The following is an 18446-nucleotide window of genomic DNA, read 5'->3' as shown; positions in this document are numbered from 1 at the left end:
CCGATGCCGTGAAACTCAAGCGTTATCTGCTGGTCGCCAAGCCGGGCATCATCTTCGGCAACCTGATCGCGGTGGCGGGGGGATACTTCCTCGCCGCTCGCGGCAGCGTTGACCCGATGCTGCTGCTGGCCACCGTGATCGGCCTGTCCCTGGTGGTTGCCAGTGGTTGTGTGTTCAACAACTGCATCGACCGCGACATCGATCGCTTCATGGAGCGTACCCGCACTCGTGTCACCGTGACCGGGCAGATCTCGCTGAAGGCCGCCCTGGCCCACGGCGTGGTGCTCGGTGTGGCGGGCTTCGGCCTGCTGGCGTGGAAGACCAACGTGCAGGCGACCCTGCTCGCCGCGTTCGGCTTCTTCGTCTACGTCGTGCTCTACAGCCTCTGGCTCAAGCGCAGCTCGGTCTACGGCACGCTGGTCGGCAGTCTCTCCGGAGCCATGCCGCCGGTGGTGGGCTACTGCGCCGCCAGCGGTCACTTCGACATGGGCGCGGCGGTGCTGCTGCTGATCTTCTGCCTCTGGCAGATGCCGCACAGCTACGCCATCGCGATCTTCCGCCTCAACGACTACCGCGCTGCCGGGATTCCCGTGCTGCCGGTGGAGCAGGGCATCGAAGCGACCAAGAAGCAGATCCTCTACTACGTCGTGGCCTTCGGCCTCGCGACGCTGCTGCTGACCGTGACCGGCTTCGCCGGCTACGGTTACCTGGTGGTGGCGCTGGCCGTCAGCGCCTGGTGGCTGTTCATCGCGGTCAAAGGCTTCAGTGCCGAAGACGACCGCCGCTGGGCTCGCCAGCTGTTCGCCTTCTCCATCATCGCGATCAGCGTGCTGAGCCTGATGATGTCCATCGACTTCCAGGCCCTCCCGGCCCAATCGATGCTGGCGGCGCTGTAAGGCTGCTGTGCTGCAAAGAAAAAGCCGCCCTTCGGGGCGGCTTTTTTATGCCTGGTATTCATCGGCGATGCAGCTTTGTGTAGGAGCGAGCTTGCTCGCGAATGCTCCTTGCCGGCAGCTCCAGGGCTAGGGCGGTTCGCGAGCAAGCTCGCTCCTACAAGGGTGCAATTCCCGCAGGAGCGGACTTAACCCGCCATTGCTACCCGATCAATGCAGCTTCAAGCGTGGCTCCGTGTTGCGTCCGATGCGGTCCGCAATCATCAGCAGCGCGGTGCGGAACGGCCCGTAAAGCGCCACCTGGTGCATGCGGTATAGCGACACATAGAACATCCGCGCCAGCCAGCCTTCGAGCTTCACGCTGCCCATCAGGTTACCCATCAGGTTGCCCACGGCGCTGAAGCGCGACAGCGAGATCAGCGAGCCGTAGTCGGTGTAGCGGTACTCCGGCAGTGGCTTGCCATCCAGCTTCGCCACCAGTCCCTTGGCCAGCAGCGAAGCCTGCTGGTGCGCGGCCTGCGCGCGTGGCGGCACGGTACGTTCGCTGCCATCGCCCATCGGGCAGGCAGCGCAGTCACCGAAGGCGAAGATGTTGTCGTCGCGGGTGGTCTGCAGGGTGGGGCGGACCACCAGTTGGTTGATGCGGTTGGTCTCCAGGCCGTCGATCTCCTTGAGCAGGCTCGGCGCGCGGATGCCCGCCGCCCAGACCTTCAGGCTCGCCGGAATGAACTCGCCCGCCGAAGTGCGCAGGCCCTCGGCCGTCACTTCCTGTACCGCCGAACCGGTGGCCACGCGCACGCCGAGTTTCTCCAACGTCTGGTGCACTGGCTGGCTGATGCGCTCGGGCAGCGCCGGCAGCACGCGCGGACCGGCCTCGATCAGGGTGATGCGCATGTTCTGCGGCTGGATACCGGTTAGCCCGTAGGCGGCCAGTTCCTGCGCGGCGTGGTGCAGTTCGGCCGACAGCTCGACCCCCGTGGCGCCGGCGCCAACGATGGCGACGCTGATCTGGTCGTCCTTGTCCTGCCCGGCGTGGGCGCGCAGGTAGTGGGTCAGCAGCAGCTTGTGGAAGCGCTCGGCCTGCTCGCGGGTATCCAGGAAGATGCAGTGGTCTGCGGCGCCCTGGGTACCGAAGTCATTGGTGGTGCTGCCGATGGCCAGTACCAGGGTGTCGTAGTCCAGGGCGCGCGCCGGTACCAGCTCCTCACCCTGCTCATCGAGCGTGGCGGCGAGCTGGATGCGCTTGCCCGCGCGATCCAGGCCAGTCAGGCGGCCGAGCTGGAATTCGAAGTGGTTCCATTTCGCCTGGGCGACGTAGTTCAGCTCATCCTCGGAGGAGTTGAGCGAGCCGGCGGCGACTTCGTGCAGCAGGGGTTTCCAGATATGGGTGAGGTTGGCGTCGACGAGCGTAATGCGCGCCTTGCCCTTTTTACCCAGGGTGCGGCCGAGACGGGTCGCGAGCTCCAGCCCGCCGGCGCCGCCGCCGACGATCACGATACGATGGGACATGATGCATTCTCATAGCTTAAGGAATCCTGTATCGGCCCGTGGCGGCACGGCGCTCACGCAAGGTAGGCCAGGAGGCGGCTCAGCAAACCCAGGGCGATGACCACAGCGAGCAAGGCCCCCATCATCAGCCAGGGTTTGAACGGTGCACGCTGGACCTGGTGGACGGGGGAGCTGAGGTACTGATCGACCTTCTGCTGGTCTTCGGGGCTCAGGCGACTGGGCATGGGCGGCCTCCGTTTATAATGTCGAGCATTCTAGTAGGGCTCGGGCGGCCTCTCAATGCGCCGCCGATCAATGCAGCTTTGCGTCGGCGCCTATTTACAGGCCGACGCCCATGTCGAAAAGGATGCTGCGCCCCAGGCTGCCGCGCAGGAAGTCCGGCGCATCACTGTGGGCGAAGAGCACGCGGGCGAAGGTCGGGCCGACCACCGATAGCGAGCGCCAGCCCTGGCGCAGGTACTCGGTAGGCGGCGGAAAAGGGGTATTGAAGTCTGGCGTCTCGCGCTTGAGGCTGACGAAGGCCAGCAGGTCCAGCTCGCGCGTGTCGATCCCGCGCTCGGTATAGTTGTGCGCCTTCTTGCGCAGTGTCGGCGCCAGGCGCGCCTGCAGTTCCGCGCAGGGAATCCGCCGCGGCCGCTGCTCGCGGCGGATCAACTGGTTGAGGCTCTGGGCCATGCGCCGGCGCAGCAATTCCTCCTTCCATTCCTCGTTGAGCCGACGGCCCTGGTCGAGCACGAAGAACACTTCGAAGGTGGCATCGCGAAACAGCACATCCGGCGGCTGCTGCGTCGGTGCGACGAAGTCTTCCTGGCGGTACGGCACCTTCAGTGCTTGCAGCAGGCGCTGGCAGGCCCAGCACTCGCGCTCCCACTTGCGGGCGTTGGAAAGGAAGTCGTTGGCTTGTTCCGCCTGGCGCGTCAGCAGGCGCAGATAATCGGTCTCGTTCATGCCTCAAGCATAGTTGCTGGCAACCGCAGGCGGGCGCCGATGCCGGTGTAGACTGTTGCCAATCATTGACGGTTCCGGGCAAGGGGGAAGCGTGAGACGAGTACTGGGCGGATTGTTATTGATGGTACTGGCTAGCGTGGCGGTGGCGCAGGAGTCGCCGGCCATCGGCTGGACGCTGCTGGACCAGTTCGACAAACCCTACACGGCGAACGCCGACCTGAAAGTCCTGCTGGTTGCCCACGACATGGCCGGCGCCAAACTGGTGAAAGCGGCGCTGCTCGGCCGTCCGCAGGGTTATCTCGACGCGCGTCATGCGGTCTTCGTCGCGGACATCAGCCGCATGCCTGCGCCCATCTCGAAGCTGTTCGCCATTCCTGCCATGCGCGATTACTCCTACCGCGTACTGCTCGACCGCGAGCCGCGCGTGGCCACTCGCTTCCCGGTCAAGGCCGATGCGGTGACCTGGCTGCAACTCGAACAAGGCAAGGTTGTCGCGACTCGCCAGTTCGATTCGATTGAAGCCTTGCGTCAGGCGTTGGAGCGGGGCGCGCCGTGATCGCCGCACAGCTGCTATCCGCAGAGACCCTGGAGATCGGCTGGGCGGTCTACCTGCCCGTCGTCGCCTGGGCGATCTGGCGCGCGCCTTGGCTGGAACTGATCAGCGACTTCCGCCGCCAGCACCTGGTGTTCGGCACCATGCTCGGGTTGTTCCTGCTCTGGCTGGTACGGCGGGACTTCGCTTCCGGGGTGTCCTTCCACTTCATCGGCATGACCGCCGTGACCCTGCTGCTGGACTGGCCGCTGGCGGTATTGGTCGGTTTGGTAGCGCAGCTGGGGCTGTGCGCCATCGGCCGGCAGGACTGGGCGGCCATCGGCGTCAACGGCATCCTGCTGGTGCTGATCCCGGTGGTCATTACCGAGCTTGCGGCGATCTTCGTCGAACGCCGACAACCGCGAAACCTGTTCGTCTACATCTTCTGCTCAGGCTTCTTCCCGGCCGCGCTCGCGGCGCTGTGCAGCCTGCTGCTGGGCCTCGGCTTGCTGTGGATGGACGGTGTGTTCCCGATGCCGCCGTGGATCGAGGACTTCATCGGCTACCTCTGGCTGATCATGTTTCCCGAGGCGTTCATCAACGGCACCATCGTCACTGGGCTGGTGGTCTTCTATCCGGACTGGCTGGAAACCTTCAACCGCACGCGTTACCTGCAGGCGCCGTGGAAGGACGATGATGGAGCCCGCTGATGTTCGGCCATCTGCGAGGCCCATGGCCCTGGCGGTTTGATCCAGGTCAGTTCGTATGCCTCCTATGATCAGGGAAGCTTGGCCCCCACTCGCAAGGAGATAGCCGATGAGTATTCACAGCTGGGCCGAGCAGCGCCTCCACGAACTGCTGATTGAAGCCGAAGCGGCCGGCCAGGACCCGCAACTGGTTGTCCGCGCGCTGCTCAGCGCTGTGGTACAGGCCAACGCGCAGGTGCGCACACAGGAAGACCTCGGCCATGAGCTGCATTTCCTCGCCGACAACCTGGACGAAGAACGGGACTACGCCTTCATGCGGCCCTGAACGAAAAAGGCCCGCAGATGCGGGCCTTCCTACTGTTTGGCGACGGCGACTCAATGCCCGCGTGGCTTCTCCAGGTCGCCGGAGAACAGCTCGTCTTCGAGGTTGTCGCCGGGGATCGCATGATCTTCGGCGGCCCAGGCGCCGAGGTCGATCAGCTTGCAGCGATGCGAACAGAACGGGCGGAACTCGCTCTTGGCGCTCCACTCCACGGGGGCGCCACAAGTTGGGCATTCCACGGTCAGGGGTTGGCTCATGGTTGTCCTCCACGCAGGCCAAGATAGAACTGATGCAGACGCTCGACCTGCTGGTGCAGGTGACCGAGGTCGCCATCGTTGAGCAGCACGTCGTCCGCGTGCTTGAGTCGGTCTTCGCGCAAGGCCTGGGCCTTTAGAATCGAGCGGACCTGTTCTTCGGACACCTGGTCGCGACGCATGGTGCGCTCCAGTTGCAGATGTTCCGGGGTGTCCACCACCAACACGCGCTGGGTCATCCGGTACTGCCCGGACTCCACCAGCAGCGGCGAGACCAGGATGGCGTAGGGCGACTGCGCCTGCGCCAGGTTGCTGGCGATCTCCTGGCCGATCAGCGGGTGCAGCAGCTGTTCCAGCCAGCGTCGTTCATCTTCGGCCTTGAAGATACGTTCGCGCAGGGCGGCGCGGTTGAGTTGGCCGTCCGGCAGCAGCATGGCGTCGCCGAAGCGCTCGACGATCTTCGCCAGGGCAGGGCGGCCCGGTTCCACCACCCAGCGCGCGGCGTGGTCGGCGTCAACCATGTGTATGCCCAGCGAGGCGAAATGCTCGGCGGCGGCGCTCTTGCCGCTACCGATACCGCCAGTGAGGCCCAGAATCCAGGGTTTCATCGTTCTCCTTCAGCCGGCCCGCTGGCCGTCCAATTGCGCCGACGAGACTCGGCGCAGGAGAAGGCTAGCGGAAACCGGCGAACTGCAGATAGGTCGCGGTTATTTGATCACCCCAGAGCAGCGCAATCCAGCCGGCGATGGCCAGATAGGGCCCGAAGGGGATCGGCGTACTGGTTTCGGCATTGCGCAGGCGCAGCATGATCACGCCCAGCACCGCCCCCACCAACGACGAAAACAGGATGGTCAGCGGCAGCACCTGCCAGCCACCCCAGGCGCCCAGCATGGCCAGCAGCTTGAAGTCGCCGTAGCCCATGCCTTCCTTGCCGGTGATCAACTTGAACAACCAGTACACCGACCACAGGCTCAGGTAACCGAACACTGCGCCCCAGAGCGCATCGCCCAGGTTGGTGAAGAGGCCGAAATGGTTGACGATCAGCCCCAGCCAGAGCAGCGGCAGCACCAGGGCGTCCGGCAGCAGCTGATGGTCGACGTCGATCATGCTCATCGCCAGCAGGCCCCAGGTCAGCAGCAGCATCGCGCCGGCTTGCCAGCCGAAGCCGTAGTGCCAGGCGATGAAGGCCGACAGTACACCGCAGGCCAGTTCCACCAACGGGTAGCGCTTGCTGATCGGCGCCTTGCAGGACGAACACTTGCCGCTCAGCGCCAGCCAACTGACCAGCGGGATGTTCTCCCACGGTTTGATCTCATGGGAGCAATGCGGGCACTGGGAATACGGCAGGATCAGGTTGTAGGTCTTTTGCGGTTCTTCCTGCGGCAGATTCAGTGTCTCCCGCGCCTGCTGCTGCCAGTCGAGCTCCATCATCCGCGGCAGGCGATGGATCACCACGTTGAGGAAGCTGCCGACCAGCAGGCCGAGGAGGGAGGCGCACAAAACAAAGGCCAGCGGGGTGCTTGCCAGAAAGTCGAGAGCAGGCATGGGTTATACGACGGAGCCCAGTTGGAAGATCGGCAGGTACATCGCGATGATCAGGCCGCCAACCAGTACACCCAGGACTGCCATGATCATTGGCTCCATCAGGGTGGTCAGGTTATCCACGGCGTTGTCCACTTCTTCTTCGTAATAGCTGGCCACCTTGTCGAGCATGGCGTCCAGCGAACCGGACTCTTCACCGATGGCTGCCATCTGGATGGCCATGCTGGGGAAGACGCCAGTGGTGCGCATGGAGAAGTTCAGTTGGGTGCCCGACGATACGTCCTGCTTGATCTTGTTCACCGCATTGCGGAACACGACGTTACCGGTTGCGCCGGACACCGAGTCCAATGCTTCGACCAGCGGCACGCCCGCGGCGAAGGTGGTTGACAGTGTACGTGCATAACGCGCGACGGCTGACTTGTAGAGAATATCGCCGACGACAGGCAGTTTGAGGACGCCGCGATGCCGGGATGATCAACACCGCCCAGGGCAGTGCGCTGGCGAACAGCAGTGGGACGAAGAACCAGAATGGGCGAGTGTGCTGGGCATCCTCGCCGGCAAAACGGCGGATATGTTCGTGCCAGAAGAAGAAGTGCCAGAAGTCCGGCTCGCGGGCATGGATCATCATTACCCACGGCGCGCAGACCAGCGCCGCGACCAGCACCGCCAGCGGCCCGTAGCGCAGCAGCTCGCCCAGGCGCTTCTGCAGCACGGCGTAGGGCAGTCCGACTATCACCGGCAGCAGGAAGGCGAGGAAGCCCTTGGTCATGAAGCCGAAGGCGCAGGCGGCGCCCACTAGACTCCAGGCGGCGAAGCGCCCGCGCGCGGTTCTGCCGTCGAAGGCGAACCATAGGGCGCCGAGGCTGAGGTTCACGCAGAGGGTGAACTGCGGGTCGAGGTTGGCGTAGCCGGCCTGCCCGGCAATCAGTCCGAAGCTCAGGTAGAAAAGACCCGCAGCCCAGGTGCGACGCGGGTCGTTCCACAGCCGGCGGGCCACCAGGATCACCAGCAGGGTGCTCAGTGCCGTGACCAGCGCCGAGCCGAAGCGCACGCCGAACAGGTTCTGCCCGAACACGGCCTGGCTGGCTGCGGTCAGCCAGTAGCCGCCGGTGGGCTTCTCGAAGTAGCGAAGGCCGAGCAGGTGCGGGGAAACCCAGTCGCCGCTCTGCAGCATGGATTGGCTGATCTGTGCGTTGCGCGACTCGTCGGGGATCCACAGGCCGTGGAAGGCCATCGGCAGCAGGATGCACAGCACGAAGGCGGCTAGCAGAGTCGGGTAGGCCAGGCGCTTCATGTGTGCTGCACCCCCAGCCAGCCTTCGCGGCCGGCCAGTTCGCCGCGCACGAGGCGGGCGACGGGCAGGGTGGTCGGGTCGTCCGGCAGCAACCGGCCCAGCGGAACGAAGCGGATGCCGCCGGCCCGTGTCTGGGCCAGCAAGCGGCGGAAGTCGTGGGCCATGAGAATGCCCTCGACCTCGGCGTGAATGGTGTACACGTTCAAGGCGTCCATGTCGAAGTGGGAAAGGATGTAGTCATTGAAGGCGGACGACGCCACCTGCGGGCCGACGACTTCGTCGAAGGTGGGCATGTCCACGGGAATCTGCGGGGTGCCAGCGCGGCCGTCGGCAAGGCGCGGGCGGAACAGCGAGCGGCCACGGCAATCGCTGTTGTAGCGGAAGCCAAAGCGCTCCTTGGCTTCCACGGTGCGCTCGTCGGCGCGCCAGCCGGCCACCGCCGAGCATTCCACCGGGTTGCCGAGGATGTCGGCGAGGGTGTCCACCCCACGGCGGATCTGCTGCTCCAGTTTCTGTTCGCTCCAGCGGCCGGCGTTGGCCTGCCAGCCGTGGTGGTCCCAGGCGTGCAGGCCGACTTCGTGGCCGGCGTCCCGGGCGCGCCGCATCAGGTGGCCCAGGTCGCGGCCGATCGGCTTGCCCGGCCAGGCGGTGCCGGCCAGGAGAATGTCCCAGCCATAGAGACCGGCGGCGTTGGAGCGCAGCATCTTCCACAGGAACTGCGGACGGATCAGGCGCCAGAGGTGGCGACCCATGTTGTCGGGACCGACGCTGAAGAAGAAGGTCGCCTTGACCTCGGCTTCCTCGAGCATGTCCAGCAACCGTGGCACGCCATCGCGCGTGCCGCGGTAGGTGTCGACGTCGATGCGCAGTCCCGCTCTCATCAGGCGATGCTTTTCTTCAGCGGAAAGGCGTGGGGTTGAGCGCCGGAGCGCTCGGCCAAGGCTTCACGGAGGAAGAAGTCCAGGGTCTTGCCGATGGTGGCGGACAGCTCCACGCTCGGCTGCCAGTTCAGCAGGCGGCGGGCATTCTCGATGCTCGGCTTGCGGTGCGACACGTCCTGGTAGCCGTCGCCGTAGAAGCTGCGGCTCTCCACTTCGCGGAAGCCGGCAAAGGGCGGGAACTGGTCGCGCAGCGGGTGGGCCTCGAACTGGCGCAGCAGCTCTTCGCCCAGTTGGCGGATGCTGGCTTCGTTGTCCGGGTTGCCGATGTTGACGATCTGCCCGTCGCAGCGGCTGCCCTCGTTGTCGATGATGCGCGCCAGCGCCTCGATGCCGTCGTCCACGTCGGTGAAGCAGCGTTTCTGCTCGCCGCCGTCGACCAGGCGGATCGGCGTGCCTTCCACCAGGTGCAGGATCAGCTGGGTGATGGCGCGGGAGCTGCCGATACGGGCCGAGTCCAGGCGGTCCAGGCGCGGGCCCATCCAGTTGAACGGACGGAACAGGGTGAACTTCAGGCCCTTCTGACCGTAGGCCCAGATGACGCGGTCGAGCAGTTGCTTGGAGACCGAATAGATCCAGCGCTGCTTGTTGATCGGGCCGACGATGAGGTTGGAGGTGTCCTCGTCGAAGCTGGCGTCGGTGCACATGCCGTACACCTCGGAGGTGGACGGGAAGATCACGCGCTTGTTGTATTTGACGCAGTAGCGGACCAGCTTGAGGTTTTCCTCGAAGTCCAGCTCGAACACGCGCAGCGGGTTGCGGGTGTATTCGATGGGCGTGGCGATGGCCACCAGCGGCAGGACCACGTCGCATTTCTTGATGTGGTACTCGATCCACTCGGTGTGGATGCTGATGTCGCCCTCGACGAAGTGGAAGTCCGGGTTGCCCTTCAGGCGCTCGATGGCGTCGGAGCCGATGTCCAGGCCGTAGACCTCGTAGTTGCCGCCCTGCAGGAGGCGCTCGGACAGGTGGTTGCCGATGAAACCGTTGACGCCGAGGATCAGCACGCGGGTCTTGCGCTTGGGTTTGCCGACTGCGCCGTGCAGGCGCGAGCCCTCCACCAGGCCCATCTCGCGGGCCAGTTGCGGGCCGGCGAGGAACAGGCCGCTGTCGTTCTGCTGGCCGGAGAGGATTTCCAGCGAGTCTTCGCCGCAGGCGATGCGCAACGGGTCGACCGACAGGACCGAACCGGGGGCCATGCCGTTGTTGCCGGCAGTGACGCGCGAGCTCCAGACGATCAGCTTGCGATCACCCACCGGGGCGAAGGCACCGGGGTAGGGCTGGGTCACGGCGCGGACCAGGTTGTGCAGGTCGCGGGCCGGGCGCTTCCAGTCGATCAGGCCGTCCGCCGGGGTGCGGCGACCGAAATAGCTGGCGCGGGATTCATCCTGGGCGACTTCCTGCAGCTCACCACGGGCCAGGCGCGGCAGGGCGGCGGTGAGCAGCTCGCGGGTGGCCTCGCGCAGCTTGCCGTGCAGCACCAGGGCGGTGTCGTCGGGGCCGATGGCAACGCTCTGCTGGGCGAGGATGCCGCCGGCATCGGCACGCTTGACCATGCGGTGCAGGGTCACGCCAGTCTCGGTCTCGCCGTTGACCAGTACCCAGTTGGCCGGGGCGCGGCCACGGTAGCGCGGCAGCAGCGAGCCATGCAGGTTGTAGGCGCCCTTGGTGGCGCAGGCGAGCAGCTCTTCGCTGAGCAGGTGGCGGTAGTAGAAGGAGAAGATGTATTGCGGCTGCAGCTCGCGGATGCGCGCGACCCACAGGGGATGGTTGACTTCTTCCGGAGCGTGCACCGGGATGCCGAGGCGCGCGCAAAGCTGAGCCACGGAGCCATAGAAGCGGTTTTCCTTGGGATCGTCGGCGTGGGTGAAGACGGCGTCGATCTGGTAACCGGCGGCGAGCAGGGCCTCGATGCCGGCGCAGCCGAAGTCGTGGTAGGCGAAGACGATGGTCTGCTGGGTCATGGCTGGATGGACTCGAGAGAAGGGGAAGAAGAGGTGATCAGGGCGCGCGGCGTCTCGCTTCGGACGATGCGCTCGATGAAGAAGCGCGGGCGGGCGCGCACATCGTTGTACATGCGGCCCAGGTACTCGCCGAGCAGCCCCATGCCGACCAGTTGCACGCCGGTGAACATGAACAGCACGGCGAACAGCACGAACACGCCATGGCCGGCCCAGGCGGCGCCGAACAGCAGGCGCAGCACGACCAGCATCAGCGCGAAGGCGAAGCCGGCCACCGCCATGCCGCCGCCGACGAAGGACAGCAGGCGCAGCGGCGAGGTGGTCATGCAGGTGACCAGGTCGAACATCAGGTTGATCAGGCGCAGGAAGTCGTACTTCGACTCGCCATGCTCGCGCTCGGCGTGGGCGACGAGGATCTCGCTGGTGTGGCGGGCGAAGCTGTTGGCCAGGATCGGGATGAAGGTGCTGCGTTCGCGGCAGGCGAGCATGGCCTTGACGATGCTCGAGCGGTACGCGCGCAGCATGCAGCCGTAGTCGTTCATCGCCACGCCGGTGGAACGCTGCACGGCGAGGTTGATCAGCTTCGACGGCCAGCGGCGCAGGGCGGAATCCTGGCGCTGCTGGCGCACGCTGCCGACCACGTCATAGCCCTTGGCGGCTTCGGCGACCAGGCGCGGGATTTCTTCCGGCGGGTTCTGCAGGTCGGCGTCGAGGGTGATCACCAGGTCGCCCTGGCACTGCTCGAAACCGGCCATGATCGCGGCGTGCTGACCGTAGTTGCGGTTGAGGATCACCGCCACCACGTGGCTGCCCGGCGCCTGCGCGGCTTCCTGCAGCAGGTCGGCGGAGCTGTCGCGGCTGCCGTCGTCGATCAGCACGATCTCGTAGTCGCGGCCCAGCTGTTCGCAGGCGGCGGTGGTGCGGCGCAGCAGCTCGGGCAGGCTGGCCTCTTCGTTGTACACCGGGATGACGATGGACACGCGATGGATCGGATAGGGTTTCACGGTGGCGTTACCGAAGCAGGGTTTCGATGGCGTCGACCACACGGTCCTGGTCGGCCTGGGTCATGTCGGGGAACAGCGGGATGGAGACGATCCGCGAGGAGTTCCACTCGGTGTTGGGCAGTTGCACGCGCGGGTAGCGCTTGCGGTAGTAGCTGTGCAGGTGGCTGCCGATGAAGTGGATGCCGCTGCCGATGCCGCGCTGCTGCAGGCCCTGCATGAAGGCGTCGCGGTCGATGCCGCAGCGCTCCTGGTCGATGCGCAGCACGTACAGGTGCCAGGCGTGATGCTGCGGGTACTCCGGCACTGCCAGAGGTTGCACGGGCAGGTGCGCCAGGCGCTCGGCGTAGGCGGCGGCCAGTTCGGCGCGGCGGGCGTTGATCGCCTCGAGCTTGGGCAGCTGGACCAGGGCGATGGCGGCGTTGATGTCGGTGAGGTTGTACTTGAAGCCCGGTTCCACCACCTGCGCCTGCGGTTTGCGCCCGTGGGTCAGGCGGTCGTAGGCGTCGACGCCCAGGCCGTGGAACTTCAGCGTGCGCACGCGGTTGGCCAGGACTTCGTCGTCGGTGACGAACATGGCGCCTTCGGCGCAGGTGAGGTTCTTGATCGCGTGGAAGGAGAAGATCGCCGTGCCGCGCTGGCCGACCGGGCGGCCGCGGTAGAAGGTGCCGGCGGCGTGGGCGGCGTCCTCGATCACGGGGATGCCATGGCGCAGGGCGAGTTCGTCGATCGGGTCCATGTCGCACGCGGCGCCAGCGTAGTGCACCGGGATGATGGCGCGGGTACGCGGAGTGATCGCGGCCTCGATGCGTGCGGCATCGGTCATCAGAGTGTCGCGGTCGACATCGACGAATACCGGCGTGGCGCCCAGCAGGCTGATCATGTTGACGGTGGAGACCCAGGTCTGCGACGGGGTGATGACCTCGTCACCGGGGCCGATACCCAGGGCCAGGAGCGCCAGGTGCATGCCTCCGGTGGCGGAGGACAGCGCCACGGCGTGGCGACAGCCGATGGACTGGGCGAAGCGTTGTTCGAGTTCCGAGTTCTTCGGTCCGGTGGTGATCCAGCCCGAGCGCAGGACTTCATTGACCGCGTGGATCTCCTCGTCGCCGATGCTGGGACGGGAGAAGGGGAGAAATGGCATTTCCATGGGGTGTTCCAACGGCTGCGGCGGCTCTGTCAGGGGGTGAGAGAACGCTACGGGGGAGATCGTTAAGAAGCCGTTAAGTGGATGTCGTCTTTCCGTTCGTCTGTCCAACTTGCGACATGCAGCACCGGAAGGCCGGAAGCTCTTTGAGTGAACGGTCTGAAAACGACAAGTCGTTGTCGGAAATCGCTGTTGAACACTCGTTCATCCTTGGCTATGGTGGCCCCACATTCCTGCAGATCTGACCGCAGGACGTTCCGTCATTCGGATGAGGCCCTTGCATGCGTTATTCGTCGCTTGTGGACAGGATGGTCGGACCCGGCGTCGCCGCCTGGGACATTCACTACGCCGCCATCGCCGCCCAGCGAGCCGGCCGCGACGTGATAGTGCTCAGCGTCGGCGACCCCGATTTCGCTACTCCGGACTTCATCACCGATGCCGCCGTTTCCGCGTTGCGCGACGGCGACACCCACTACAGCGACGTGGCCGGCAAACCGGCCTTGCGCCAGGCGATCGCGGCGCTGCATGAGCGGCGTTTCGGCGGCAGAACGGCGGCTGAAAATGTCATCGTCGTCGCCGGCGCTCAGAACGGCCTGTTTGCTGCCGCGATGTGCCTGCTGGAGAAGGGCGACGAGGTCATTACCTTCGATCCGGTCTACGTCACCTACGAAGCCACGCTGAAAGCCACCGGCGCTGTGCTGGTGGGAGTTCCGACCCGTCCGGAAAATGGTTTCCGCCCGCTGGCTGGCGACATTGCCGCAGCGATCACCCCGCGCACCCAGGCGATCTTCCTCGCCAACCCGAGCAACCCCACTGGTGTCGTGCTCGACCGCGAGGAACTGCTGGCCATCGCCGCGCTGGCCGAGGCTCACGACCTCTGGGTGGTGGTGGACGAGGTCTACGAGGGCCTGACCTTCGAGCGTGAACACCAGAGTTTTGCTGCCCTGCCGGGCATGGCCGAGCGCACCCTGAGCATCGGCAGCCTGTCGAAATCCCACGCCATGACGGGCTGGCGCGCCGGCTGGATAGTCGCCAACCCGACCTTGGTCGTGCACCTGGAAAACCTTGCGCTGAACATGTTCTACGGCTTGCCGGGCTTCGTGCAGGAAGCCGCCCTGGTGGCAGTGGAACGCCACGACGAGGTGGTTTCGGCGATGCGCGAGATCTACCGTCGTCGTCGAAACCTGGTGGTCGCCGCGCTGAGCGATTGCCCGCGCGTGAAAGTGCTGTCGCCTGAAGCCGGCATGTTTGTCATGGTCGACGTACGCGACACCGGGCTCAGCTCGCTGGACTTCTCCTGGCAGCTGTTCCATGCCACCGGCGTTTCGGTGCTCGATGCGGCGGCCTTCGGTCCTCAGGCGCAAGGTTTCGTGCGGCTGTCGTTTGGCCTGAGCGACGAGAGCATGGCGGAGGCCTGTGCGCGGATCATCCGGTTCGTCGAGTCGCTTCCTGCGAATCCGGCTCCTGTAGGTGAGGACCTTGTCCGCGAATCCAATTCCAGTGCGGCTGCTGATTGCGGACAAGCTCCGCTCCTACGGGAGCCCGCCACCAGCAGACCGGTGATCGAAGTCCGGGATATCCACAAGCGCTTCGGCGATTTCGAGGTGCTCAAGGGCGTGTCGCTGTCGGCGTGCGAGGGCGAGGTGATCTCGCTGATCGGCGCCAGCGGCTCGGGCAAGAGCACGCTGCTGCGTTGCATCAACATGCTGGAGATTCCCAACCAGGGCTCGGTCACCGTCAGCGGCGAGACCATCGGCCTGACCCGCAACCGCCACGGCGAGCCGATGGTGGCCGACCAGAAGCAGCTCACCCGCATCCGCTCGCAGTTGGGCATGGTGTTCCAGAGCTTCAACCTGTGGCCGCACCGTACCGTGCTGGAGAACCTGATCGAGGCGCCGACCTTCGTCCTTCACGAGAGCAAGGCCGAGGCCCGCGAACGCGCCGAGGCGCTGCTGGAGCGTGTCGGCCTGGCCGAGAAGCGCCACGAGTACCCGGCCTTTCTTTCCGGCGGCCAGCAGCAGCGCGTGGCCATTGCCCGTGCGCTGGCCGTGCGGCCGAAAGTGATGCTGTTCGACGAGCCGACTTCGGCGCTGGACCCGGAGCTGGTGGGCGAAGTGCTGAAGGTGATCCGCTCGCTGGCGGAGGAGGGACGGACGATGATCCTGGTCACCCACGAGATGGCGTTCGCCCGCGACGTGTCCAGCCATGTGGCCTTCCTGCACAAGGGCCTGATCGAGGAGGAGGGCACCGCCGAGGAGGTCTTCTCGCGGCCGCGCAGCGAGCGCTGCCGGCAGTTCGTCAACGCGCACCAGAATCGCTGACCGATGCCGCGCTGTCGGCGCATCGATGAGCGTGACCCAACACTAAATAAAACAAGGCAGGGGATCACGATGAACAAGAAAGGTCTGTGCAATCTGATGGTGGGGGCGGCGATGCTGATGGCCGGCGTGGCAAGCGCCCAGGCCGAGACGCTCCGTTTCGCCCTGGCCGCCGAACCCTACCCGCCGTTCTCGCAGAAGCAGCCCGACGGCAGCTGGGTCGGTTTCGAGCCGGACCTGATCCGCAAGGTCTGCACCGAGATGAAAGCCACCTGCGAGATCGACGAGGTGGCCTGGGATGGCATCATCCCGGCGCTGCTGGCGAAGAAGATCGACGTGATCTTCAACTCGCTGTCGATCACCGATGAGCGCGAGAAGCAGATCGCCTTCAGCCGCCCCTACTACGACACGCCCGTCGCCGTCGCCGCGCCCCAGGCGGTGGACGTGCAGATCAGCCCCGAAGGCCTGAAGGGCAAGACCATCGGCGTGCAGATTTCCACCGTCAGCTCCAACTACCTGAAGAAGTACTACGAGAAGATCGCCGACGTGCGCTACTACGACACCCAGGACTCGGTAAACGCCGACCTGGTGGCCGGGCGCATCGACCTGATGATGGCCGACGGCATCGCCGTGGCGTCCTTCGTCAAGTCGCCGGACGCCCAGGCGGCCGGTATCGTCAACAAGGGCGAGGTGAAGTACGACCCGATCTTCGGCCGGGGCGTCGGCGCCGGCCTGCGCAAGGACGACACCGCGCTGAAGGCGAAGATGGACGAAGCCATCGGCAAGCTGCTCGCCAGCGACGATTACAAGGCGCTGTCGGACAAGTACTTCGGCATGAGCGTCGCGCCCAAGCAGTGATCCGGGCATGAGCTGAACCCGTGCCCGCTGCGGGCACGGGATGACCCTGAGCCTCCCATCCTGGAGACGGCCATGCAAAGCATCTTCGACCTGATCGGCTTCGGCCCCACCGGTTGGGGCCCGGCCCTGCTCAAGGGGCTGCTGGTCACCCTGCAGATTTCCGTTGGCGCCTTCCTGGTCGGCCTGCTGATCGGCCTGGCCGCGGCCAGCGCCAAGATCAACGGGCCACGGCCGCTGGCGATGCTCGCGCGCGGCTACACCACGCTGTGCCGGGCGGTGCCGGAGCTGCTGCTGATCCTGCTGTTGTTCTATGTCGGCTCCATGGGCCTGAACCAGTTCTTCGAATGGCTCGGCTACGGCCAGGTGAAGCTCAACGGCATGATGGTGGCCATCGTCGTGCTCGGTCTGGTGCAGGGCGCCTATGCCTCGGAAATCTTCCGTGGCGCCATCCAGTCGATTCCCTATGGCCAGATCGAGGCGGCGCGCGCCTACGGCATGCACGGCTTCGGCCTGTTCCGCCGGGTGACCCTGCCGATGATGGCGCCCAATGCGCTGGCCGGCATGGCCAACCTCTGGGTCAACCTGATCAAGGACAGCGCGCTGATCAGCGTGGTGGGCACCAACGAGTTGCTCTACACCGCCAAGCAGGCCGCCGGTTCCACCCGGCACTACCTGACCTTCTACCTCACCGCGGCGGCGCTGTATTACGTGCTCACCGTGCTTTCCAACCTGTTCGCGGGCTACCTGGAGCGGCGTTTCCGCCGCTGGATTCCGGCGGTCTGAACGAGGCGCGGCGATGAACGAACACTGGCTATTCGTCTACGGTGCCCTGTTGCTCAAAGGGCTGGGCACCACCCTGGTGATCCTGCTGATTTCCGCCACGCTGGGCTTCGTGCTGGCGCTGGGCGTGGCGCTGGCGCGGATGTCGCGCAACTTCCTGGTCTCGCGCCTGGCGCTGGCGTATACCAGCGTGATTCGCGGCACGCCGCTGCTGGTGCAGATCTACATCTTCTACTACGGCCTGGGCAGCCTGTTCGCACAGTTTCCGCTGATCCGCGGCAGCTTCCTCTGGCCGTACCTGCGCGATGGCTTCTGGTACATCGTCATCGCACTGATCCTCTCGGTCGGCGCCTATGTCGGCGAGGTGGTTCGTGGCGGCCTGAAGGCCGTGCCGCGCGGCGAGCTTGAGGCCGCTTCGGCGTTCGGCATGAACCGCACACTGGTGCTTTACCGCGTCTGGCTGCCACGGGCCATTCGCCTGCTGCTGCCGACCCTGGCAGGGGAGAGCGTGATGCTGCTCAAGTCCACCGCGCTGGCTTCCACCATCGCCGTGGTCGACCTGCTCGGCGCGGCCAACGTGGTGCGTGCGCAGACTTTCCAGGTCTATGAGCCATTGCTGCTGGTGGCGGCGATCTACATCTGCCTGACCTTCATCATCGAGGCGCTGTTCGCCTTGCTGGAGCGCGCCACGCCGGTGCGCCGCGAGGCCCGGAAGACGCCGCAACGAAGCTGGCTGGGCAAGCGCAGGCCACGCACCGCCGTGTGAACGTCTGATCAGGCATAGGCGCCGCGGCGGAGCCCTTCCACCCAGCAGCGGCTGAGTTCGAGGCCGTCGGCGGCGCTGAAGTTGGTCGGGTTCAGGCACCACTCCAGCCACAGTCCGTCGAGCATGGCGGAGAGGCCGATGGCGGCAAGACGCGGGCGCGCCACTCGGAAACCTTCGGCGCTGGCGAGTTCGCTGATGAGCTTTTCCAGGATGGCGAGGTAGCTGTGATAGCCGCGCTCGTGCGCTTCGTTCACCGGCGGCGAGTGGCGGATCAGGCTCCAGAATACCACCCAGGGGCTGAGCAGATCGGGGTCCAGCACCTGGGGCGAGAAGGAGCCAGTGAGGAAGGCTTCCATGCGTGCGGCAGGGTCGTCGCCGACCGCATCGACCTGTTCGTAGAGCGCCTGGGTGACCTCGCTGGCGAGGGTTTCATAGGCCTGCGCGACCAGTGCGTCGATGCTGCCGAAATGGTGGTTCACCAGCCCCACGGCAACGCCGGCTTCCTTGGCGATGCGGCGCACCGAAATGCCCGCGTGGCCATCGGCAACCAGGCACTTGAGGCAGGCGCGCACCAGATGGTCGCGGCGTTCCTCGGGTGTGGTGCGCTGAGCTTTCTGGCGGGGGATATCCAAGGGGCGGCGTCCTTTTGCGGCGTGCCTGAAATCGGCAAGTGGTT

19 protein-coding genes and 2 pseudogenes are annotated in these 18446 nt (G+C 65.6%); 8 read left to right on the top strand and 13 right to left on the bottom strand.

Translation table 11 applies throughout. From position 1 onward, the window contains the following. Nucleotides 1–8 precede the first annotated feature (8 nt). Nucleotides 9–896 carry a heme o synthase gene (cyoE, locus tag MJ122_RS26105; protein WP_088421133.1) on the top strand — a complete coding sequence of 296 codons (888 nt, stop codon included), beginning with the start codon at nt 9–11 and terminating at the stop codon, nt 894–896. Between the two features lie 207 nt (nt 897–1103). On the opposite strand, the gene MJ122_RS26100 is transcribed toward cyoE, so the two are convergent. The 3 genes from MJ122_RS26100 to MJ122_RS26090 form a co-directional block, all read right to left on the bottom strand. After that, on the bottom strand, nt 1104–2402 hold the full coding sequence (locus MJ122_RS26100) for an NAD(P)/FAD-dependent oxidoreductase (protein ID WP_239746631.1): 1299 nt from the start codon (nt 2400–2402) through the stop codon (nt 1104–1106). A gap of 53 nt (nt 2403–2455) precedes the next feature. After that, nucleotides 2456–2626, bottom strand: a complete 171-nt coding sequence (locus MJ122_RS26095; RefSeq protein WP_017516731.1) for a DUF3094 domain-containing protein — start codon at nt 2624–2626, stop codon at nt 2456–2458. A gap of 94 nt (nt 2627–2720) precedes the next feature. Continuing rightward, nucleotides 2721–3350 (bottom strand): DUF1780 domain-containing protein, encoded by a 630-nt coding sequence (locus MJ122_RS26090; protein ID WP_017516732.1) that lies wholly within the window; start codon nt 3348–3350, stop codon nt 2721–2723. Between the two features lie 121 nt (nt 3351–3471). On the opposite strand from MJ122_RS26090, the gene MJ122_RS26085 reads away from it, so the two are divergent. The 3 genes from MJ122_RS26085 to MJ122_RS26075 all read left to right on the top strand — a co-directional run bounded on the left by MJ122_RS26085 (nt 3472) and on the right by MJ122_RS26075 (nt 4914). After that, nucleotides 3472–3906, top strand: coding sequence for an FAD/FMN-containing dehydrogenase (locus MJ122_RS26085; RefSeq protein WP_239746629.1), 435 nt, complete (start codon nt 3472–3474; stop codon nt 3904–3906). After that, nucleotides 3903–4592: an energy-coupling factor ABC transporter permease gene (locus tag MJ122_RS26080; protein ID WP_239746627.1), complete on the top strand. Its 690-nt coding sequence runs from the start codon at nt 3903–3905 to the stop codon at nt 4590–4592. Before MJ122_RS26085 ends, MJ122_RS26080 begins: the two co-directional genes overlap by 4 nt. A gap of 106 nt (nt 4593–4698) precedes the next feature. Further along, a complete protein-coding gene (locus tag MJ122_RS26075; RefSeq protein WP_017516735.1) occupies nt 4699–4914 on the top strand; it encodes a hypothetical protein in 216 nt (71 codons plus the stop codon). A 50-nt stretch (nt 4915–4964) separates the two neighbouring features. On the opposite strand, the gene yacG is transcribed toward MJ122_RS26075, so the two are convergent. The 9 genes and pseudogenes from yacG to arnB form a co-directional block, all read right to left on the bottom strand. Continuing rightward, nucleotides 4965–5168 carry a DNA gyrase inhibitor YacG gene (yacG, locus tag MJ122_RS26070; protein ID WP_017516736.1) on the bottom strand — a complete coding sequence of 68 codons (204 nt, stop codon included), beginning with the start codon at nt 5166–5168 and terminating at the stop codon, nt 4965–4967. Next, the gene (gene coaE / locus MJ122_RS26065; RefSeq protein WP_239746625.1) at nt 5165–5773 is read right to left on the bottom strand and encodes a dephospho-CoA kinase; all 609 of its coding nucleotides are present in this window, start codon (nt 5771–5773) and stop codon (nt 5165–5167) included. Before coaE ends, yacG begins: the two co-directional genes overlap by 4 nt. A 64-nt stretch (nt 5774–5837) precedes the next feature. Continuing rightward, complete coding sequence (locus tag MJ122_RS26060; protein ID WP_239746623.1) at nt 5838–6710, bottom strand: A24 family peptidase; 873 nt, start codon at nt 6708–6710, stop codon at nt 5838–5840. A gap of 3 nt (nt 6711–6713) precedes the next feature. Next, nucleotides 6714–7163: pseudogene (locus MJ122_RS26055) on the bottom strand (type II secretion system F family protein); the annotation flags it as partial. Nucleotides 7164–7179: 16 nt separating this feature from the next. Further along, nucleotides 7180–8001, bottom strand: a pseudogene (locus MJ122_RS26050) (phospholipid carrier-dependent glycosyltransferase); the annotation flags it as partial. Next, nucleotides 7998–8882, bottom strand: a complete 885-nt coding sequence (arnD, locus tag MJ122_RS26045) for a 4-deoxy-4-formamido-L-arabinose-phosphoundecaprenol deformylase (RefSeq protein ID WP_239746621.1) — start codon at nt 8880–8882, stop codon at nt 7998–8000. The pseudogene MJ122_RS26050 and the gene arnD, both read right to left, overlap by 4 nt. After that, nucleotides 8882–10903, bottom strand: a complete 2022-nt coding sequence (gene arnA, locus MJ122_RS26040; protein ID WP_088421161.1) for a bifunctional UDP-4-amino-4-deoxy-L-arabinose formyltransferase/UDP-glucuronic acid oxidase ArnA — start codon at nt 10901–10903, stop codon at nt 8882–8884. The genes arnD and arnA overlap by 1 nt, the downstream gene beginning before the upstream one ends. Beyond that, a complete protein-coding gene (gene arnC / locus MJ122_RS26035) occupies nt 10900–11904 on the bottom strand; it encodes an undecaprenyl-phosphate 4-deoxy-4-formamido-L-arabinose transferase (protein WP_239746619.1) in 1005 nt (334 codons plus the stop codon). Before arnC ends, arnA begins: the two co-directional genes overlap by 4 nt. A 7-nt stretch (nt 11905–11911) precedes the next feature. Further along, nucleotides 11912–13051 carry a UDP-4-amino-4-deoxy-L-arabinose aminotransferase gene (gene arnB / locus MJ122_RS26030; protein ID WP_239746617.1) on the bottom strand — a complete coding sequence of 380 codons (1140 nt, stop codon included), beginning with the start codon at nt 13049–13051 and terminating at the stop codon, nt 11912–11914. Nucleotides 13052–13329: 278 nt separating this feature from the next. Between arnB and MJ122_RS30090 the strand changes: the two genes are divergently transcribed. The 4 genes from MJ122_RS30090 to MJ122_RS26005 all read left to right on the top strand — a co-directional run bounded on the left by MJ122_RS30090 (nt 13330) and on the right by MJ122_RS26005 (nt 17770). Beyond that, nucleotides 13330–15369: an aminotransferase class I/II-fold pyridoxal phosphate-dependent enzyme gene (locus MJ122_RS30090; protein WP_275590829.1), complete on the top strand. Its 2040-nt coding sequence runs from the start codon at nt 13330–13332 to the stop codon at nt 15367–15369. Nucleotides 15370–15438: 69 nt separating this feature from the next. Then, nucleotides 15439–16224, top strand: a complete 786-nt coding sequence (locus MJ122_RS26015; protein ID WP_088421165.1) for a transporter substrate-binding domain-containing protein — start codon at nt 15439–15441, stop codon at nt 16222–16224. Nucleotides 16225–16296: 72 nt separating this feature from the next. Continuing rightward, nucleotides 16297–17007, top strand: a complete 711-nt coding sequence (locus MJ122_RS26010; protein WP_239746615.1) for an ABC transporter permease subunit — start codon at nt 16297–16299, stop codon at nt 17005–17007. A gap of 13 nt (nt 17008–17020) precedes the next feature. Further along, entirely contained in the window at nt 17021–17770 is a 750-nt protein-coding gene (locus MJ122_RS26005; protein ID WP_239746613.1) for an ABC transporter permease subunit, read from the top strand. 8 nt (nt 17771–17778) lie between these two features. On the opposite strand, the gene MJ122_RS26000 is transcribed toward MJ122_RS26005, so the two are convergent. Continuing rightward, nucleotides 17779–18402 (bottom strand): TetR family transcriptional regulator C-terminal domain-containing protein, encoded by a 624-nt coding sequence (locus MJ122_RS26000; protein ID WP_088421167.1) that lies wholly within the window; start codon nt 18400–18402, stop codon nt 17779–17781. Nucleotides 18403–18446: the final 44 nt, after the last annotated feature.

Source organism: Pseudomonas sp. DP-17, assembly GCF_022380625.1.
Classification (GTDB): Bacteria; Pseudomonadota; Gammaproteobacteria; order Pseudomonadales; family Pseudomonadaceae; genus Pseudomonas; species Pseudomonas nitroreducens_A.
This window is presented reverse-complemented; position numbering and strand designations above follow the sequence as displayed.

Bases quoted from the DNA above. Each gene is read 5' to 3' on its own strand.
- MJ122_RS30090 (WP_275590829.1), top strand. From the start codon at position 13,330: ATGCGTTATTCGTCGCTTGTGGACAGGATGGTCGGACCCGGCGTCGCC.
- arnD (WP_239746621.1), bottom strand. From the start codon at position 8,882: ATGAGAGCGGGACTGCGCATCGACGTCGACACCTACCGCGGCACGCGC.
- coaE (WP_239746625.1), bottom strand. From the start codon at position 5,773: ATGAAACCCTGGATTCTGGGCCTCACTGGCGGTATCGGTAGCGGCAAG.
- MJ122_RS26100 (WP_239746631.1), bottom strand. From the start codon at position 2,402: ATGTCCCATCGTATCGTGATCGTCGGCGGCGGCGCCGGCGGGCTGGAG.
- MJ122_RS26090 (WP_017516732.1), bottom strand. From the start codon at position 3,350: ATGAACGAGACCGATTATCTGCGCCTGCTGACGCGCCAGGCGGAACAA.
- MJ122_RS26010 (WP_239746615.1), top strand. From the start codon at position 16,297: ATGCAAAGCATCTTCGACCTGATCGGCTTCGGCCCCACCGGTTGGGGC.
- MJ122_RS26015 (WP_088421165.1), top strand. From the start codon at position 15,439: ATGAACAAGAAAGGTCTGTGCAATCTGATGGTGGGGGCGGCGATGCTG.
- arnB (WP_239746617.1), bottom strand. From the start codon at position 13,051: ATGGAAATGCCATTTCTCCCCTTCTCCCGTCCCAGCATCGGCGACGAG.
- MJ122_RS26085 (WP_239746629.1), top strand. From the start codon at position 3,472: ATGGTACTGGCTAGCGTGGCGGTGGCGCAGGAGTCGCCGGCCATCGGC.
- MJ122_RS26075 (WP_017516735.1), top strand. From the start codon at position 4,699: ATGAGTATTCACAGCTGGGCCGAGCAGCGCCTCCACGAACTGCTGATT.
- MJ122_RS26060 (WP_239746623.1), bottom strand. From the start codon at position 6,710: ATGCCTGCTCTCGACTTTCTGGCAAGCACCCCGCTGGCCTTTGTTTTG.
- MJ122_RS26095 (WP_017516731.1), bottom strand. From the start codon at position 2,626: ATGCCCAGTCGCCTGAGCCCCGAAGACCAGCAGAAGGTCGATCAGTAC.
- yacG (WP_017516736.1), bottom strand. From the start codon at position 5,168: ATGAGCCAACCCCTGACCGTGGAATGCCCAACTTGTGGCGCCCCCGTG.
- arnA (WP_088421161.1), bottom strand. From the start codon at position 10,903: ATGACCCAGCAGACCATCGTCTTCGCCTACCACGACTTCGGCTGCGCC.
- MJ122_RS26005 (WP_239746613.1), top strand. From the start codon at position 17,021: ATGAACGAACACTGGCTATTCGTCTACGGTGCCCTGTTGCTCAAAGGG.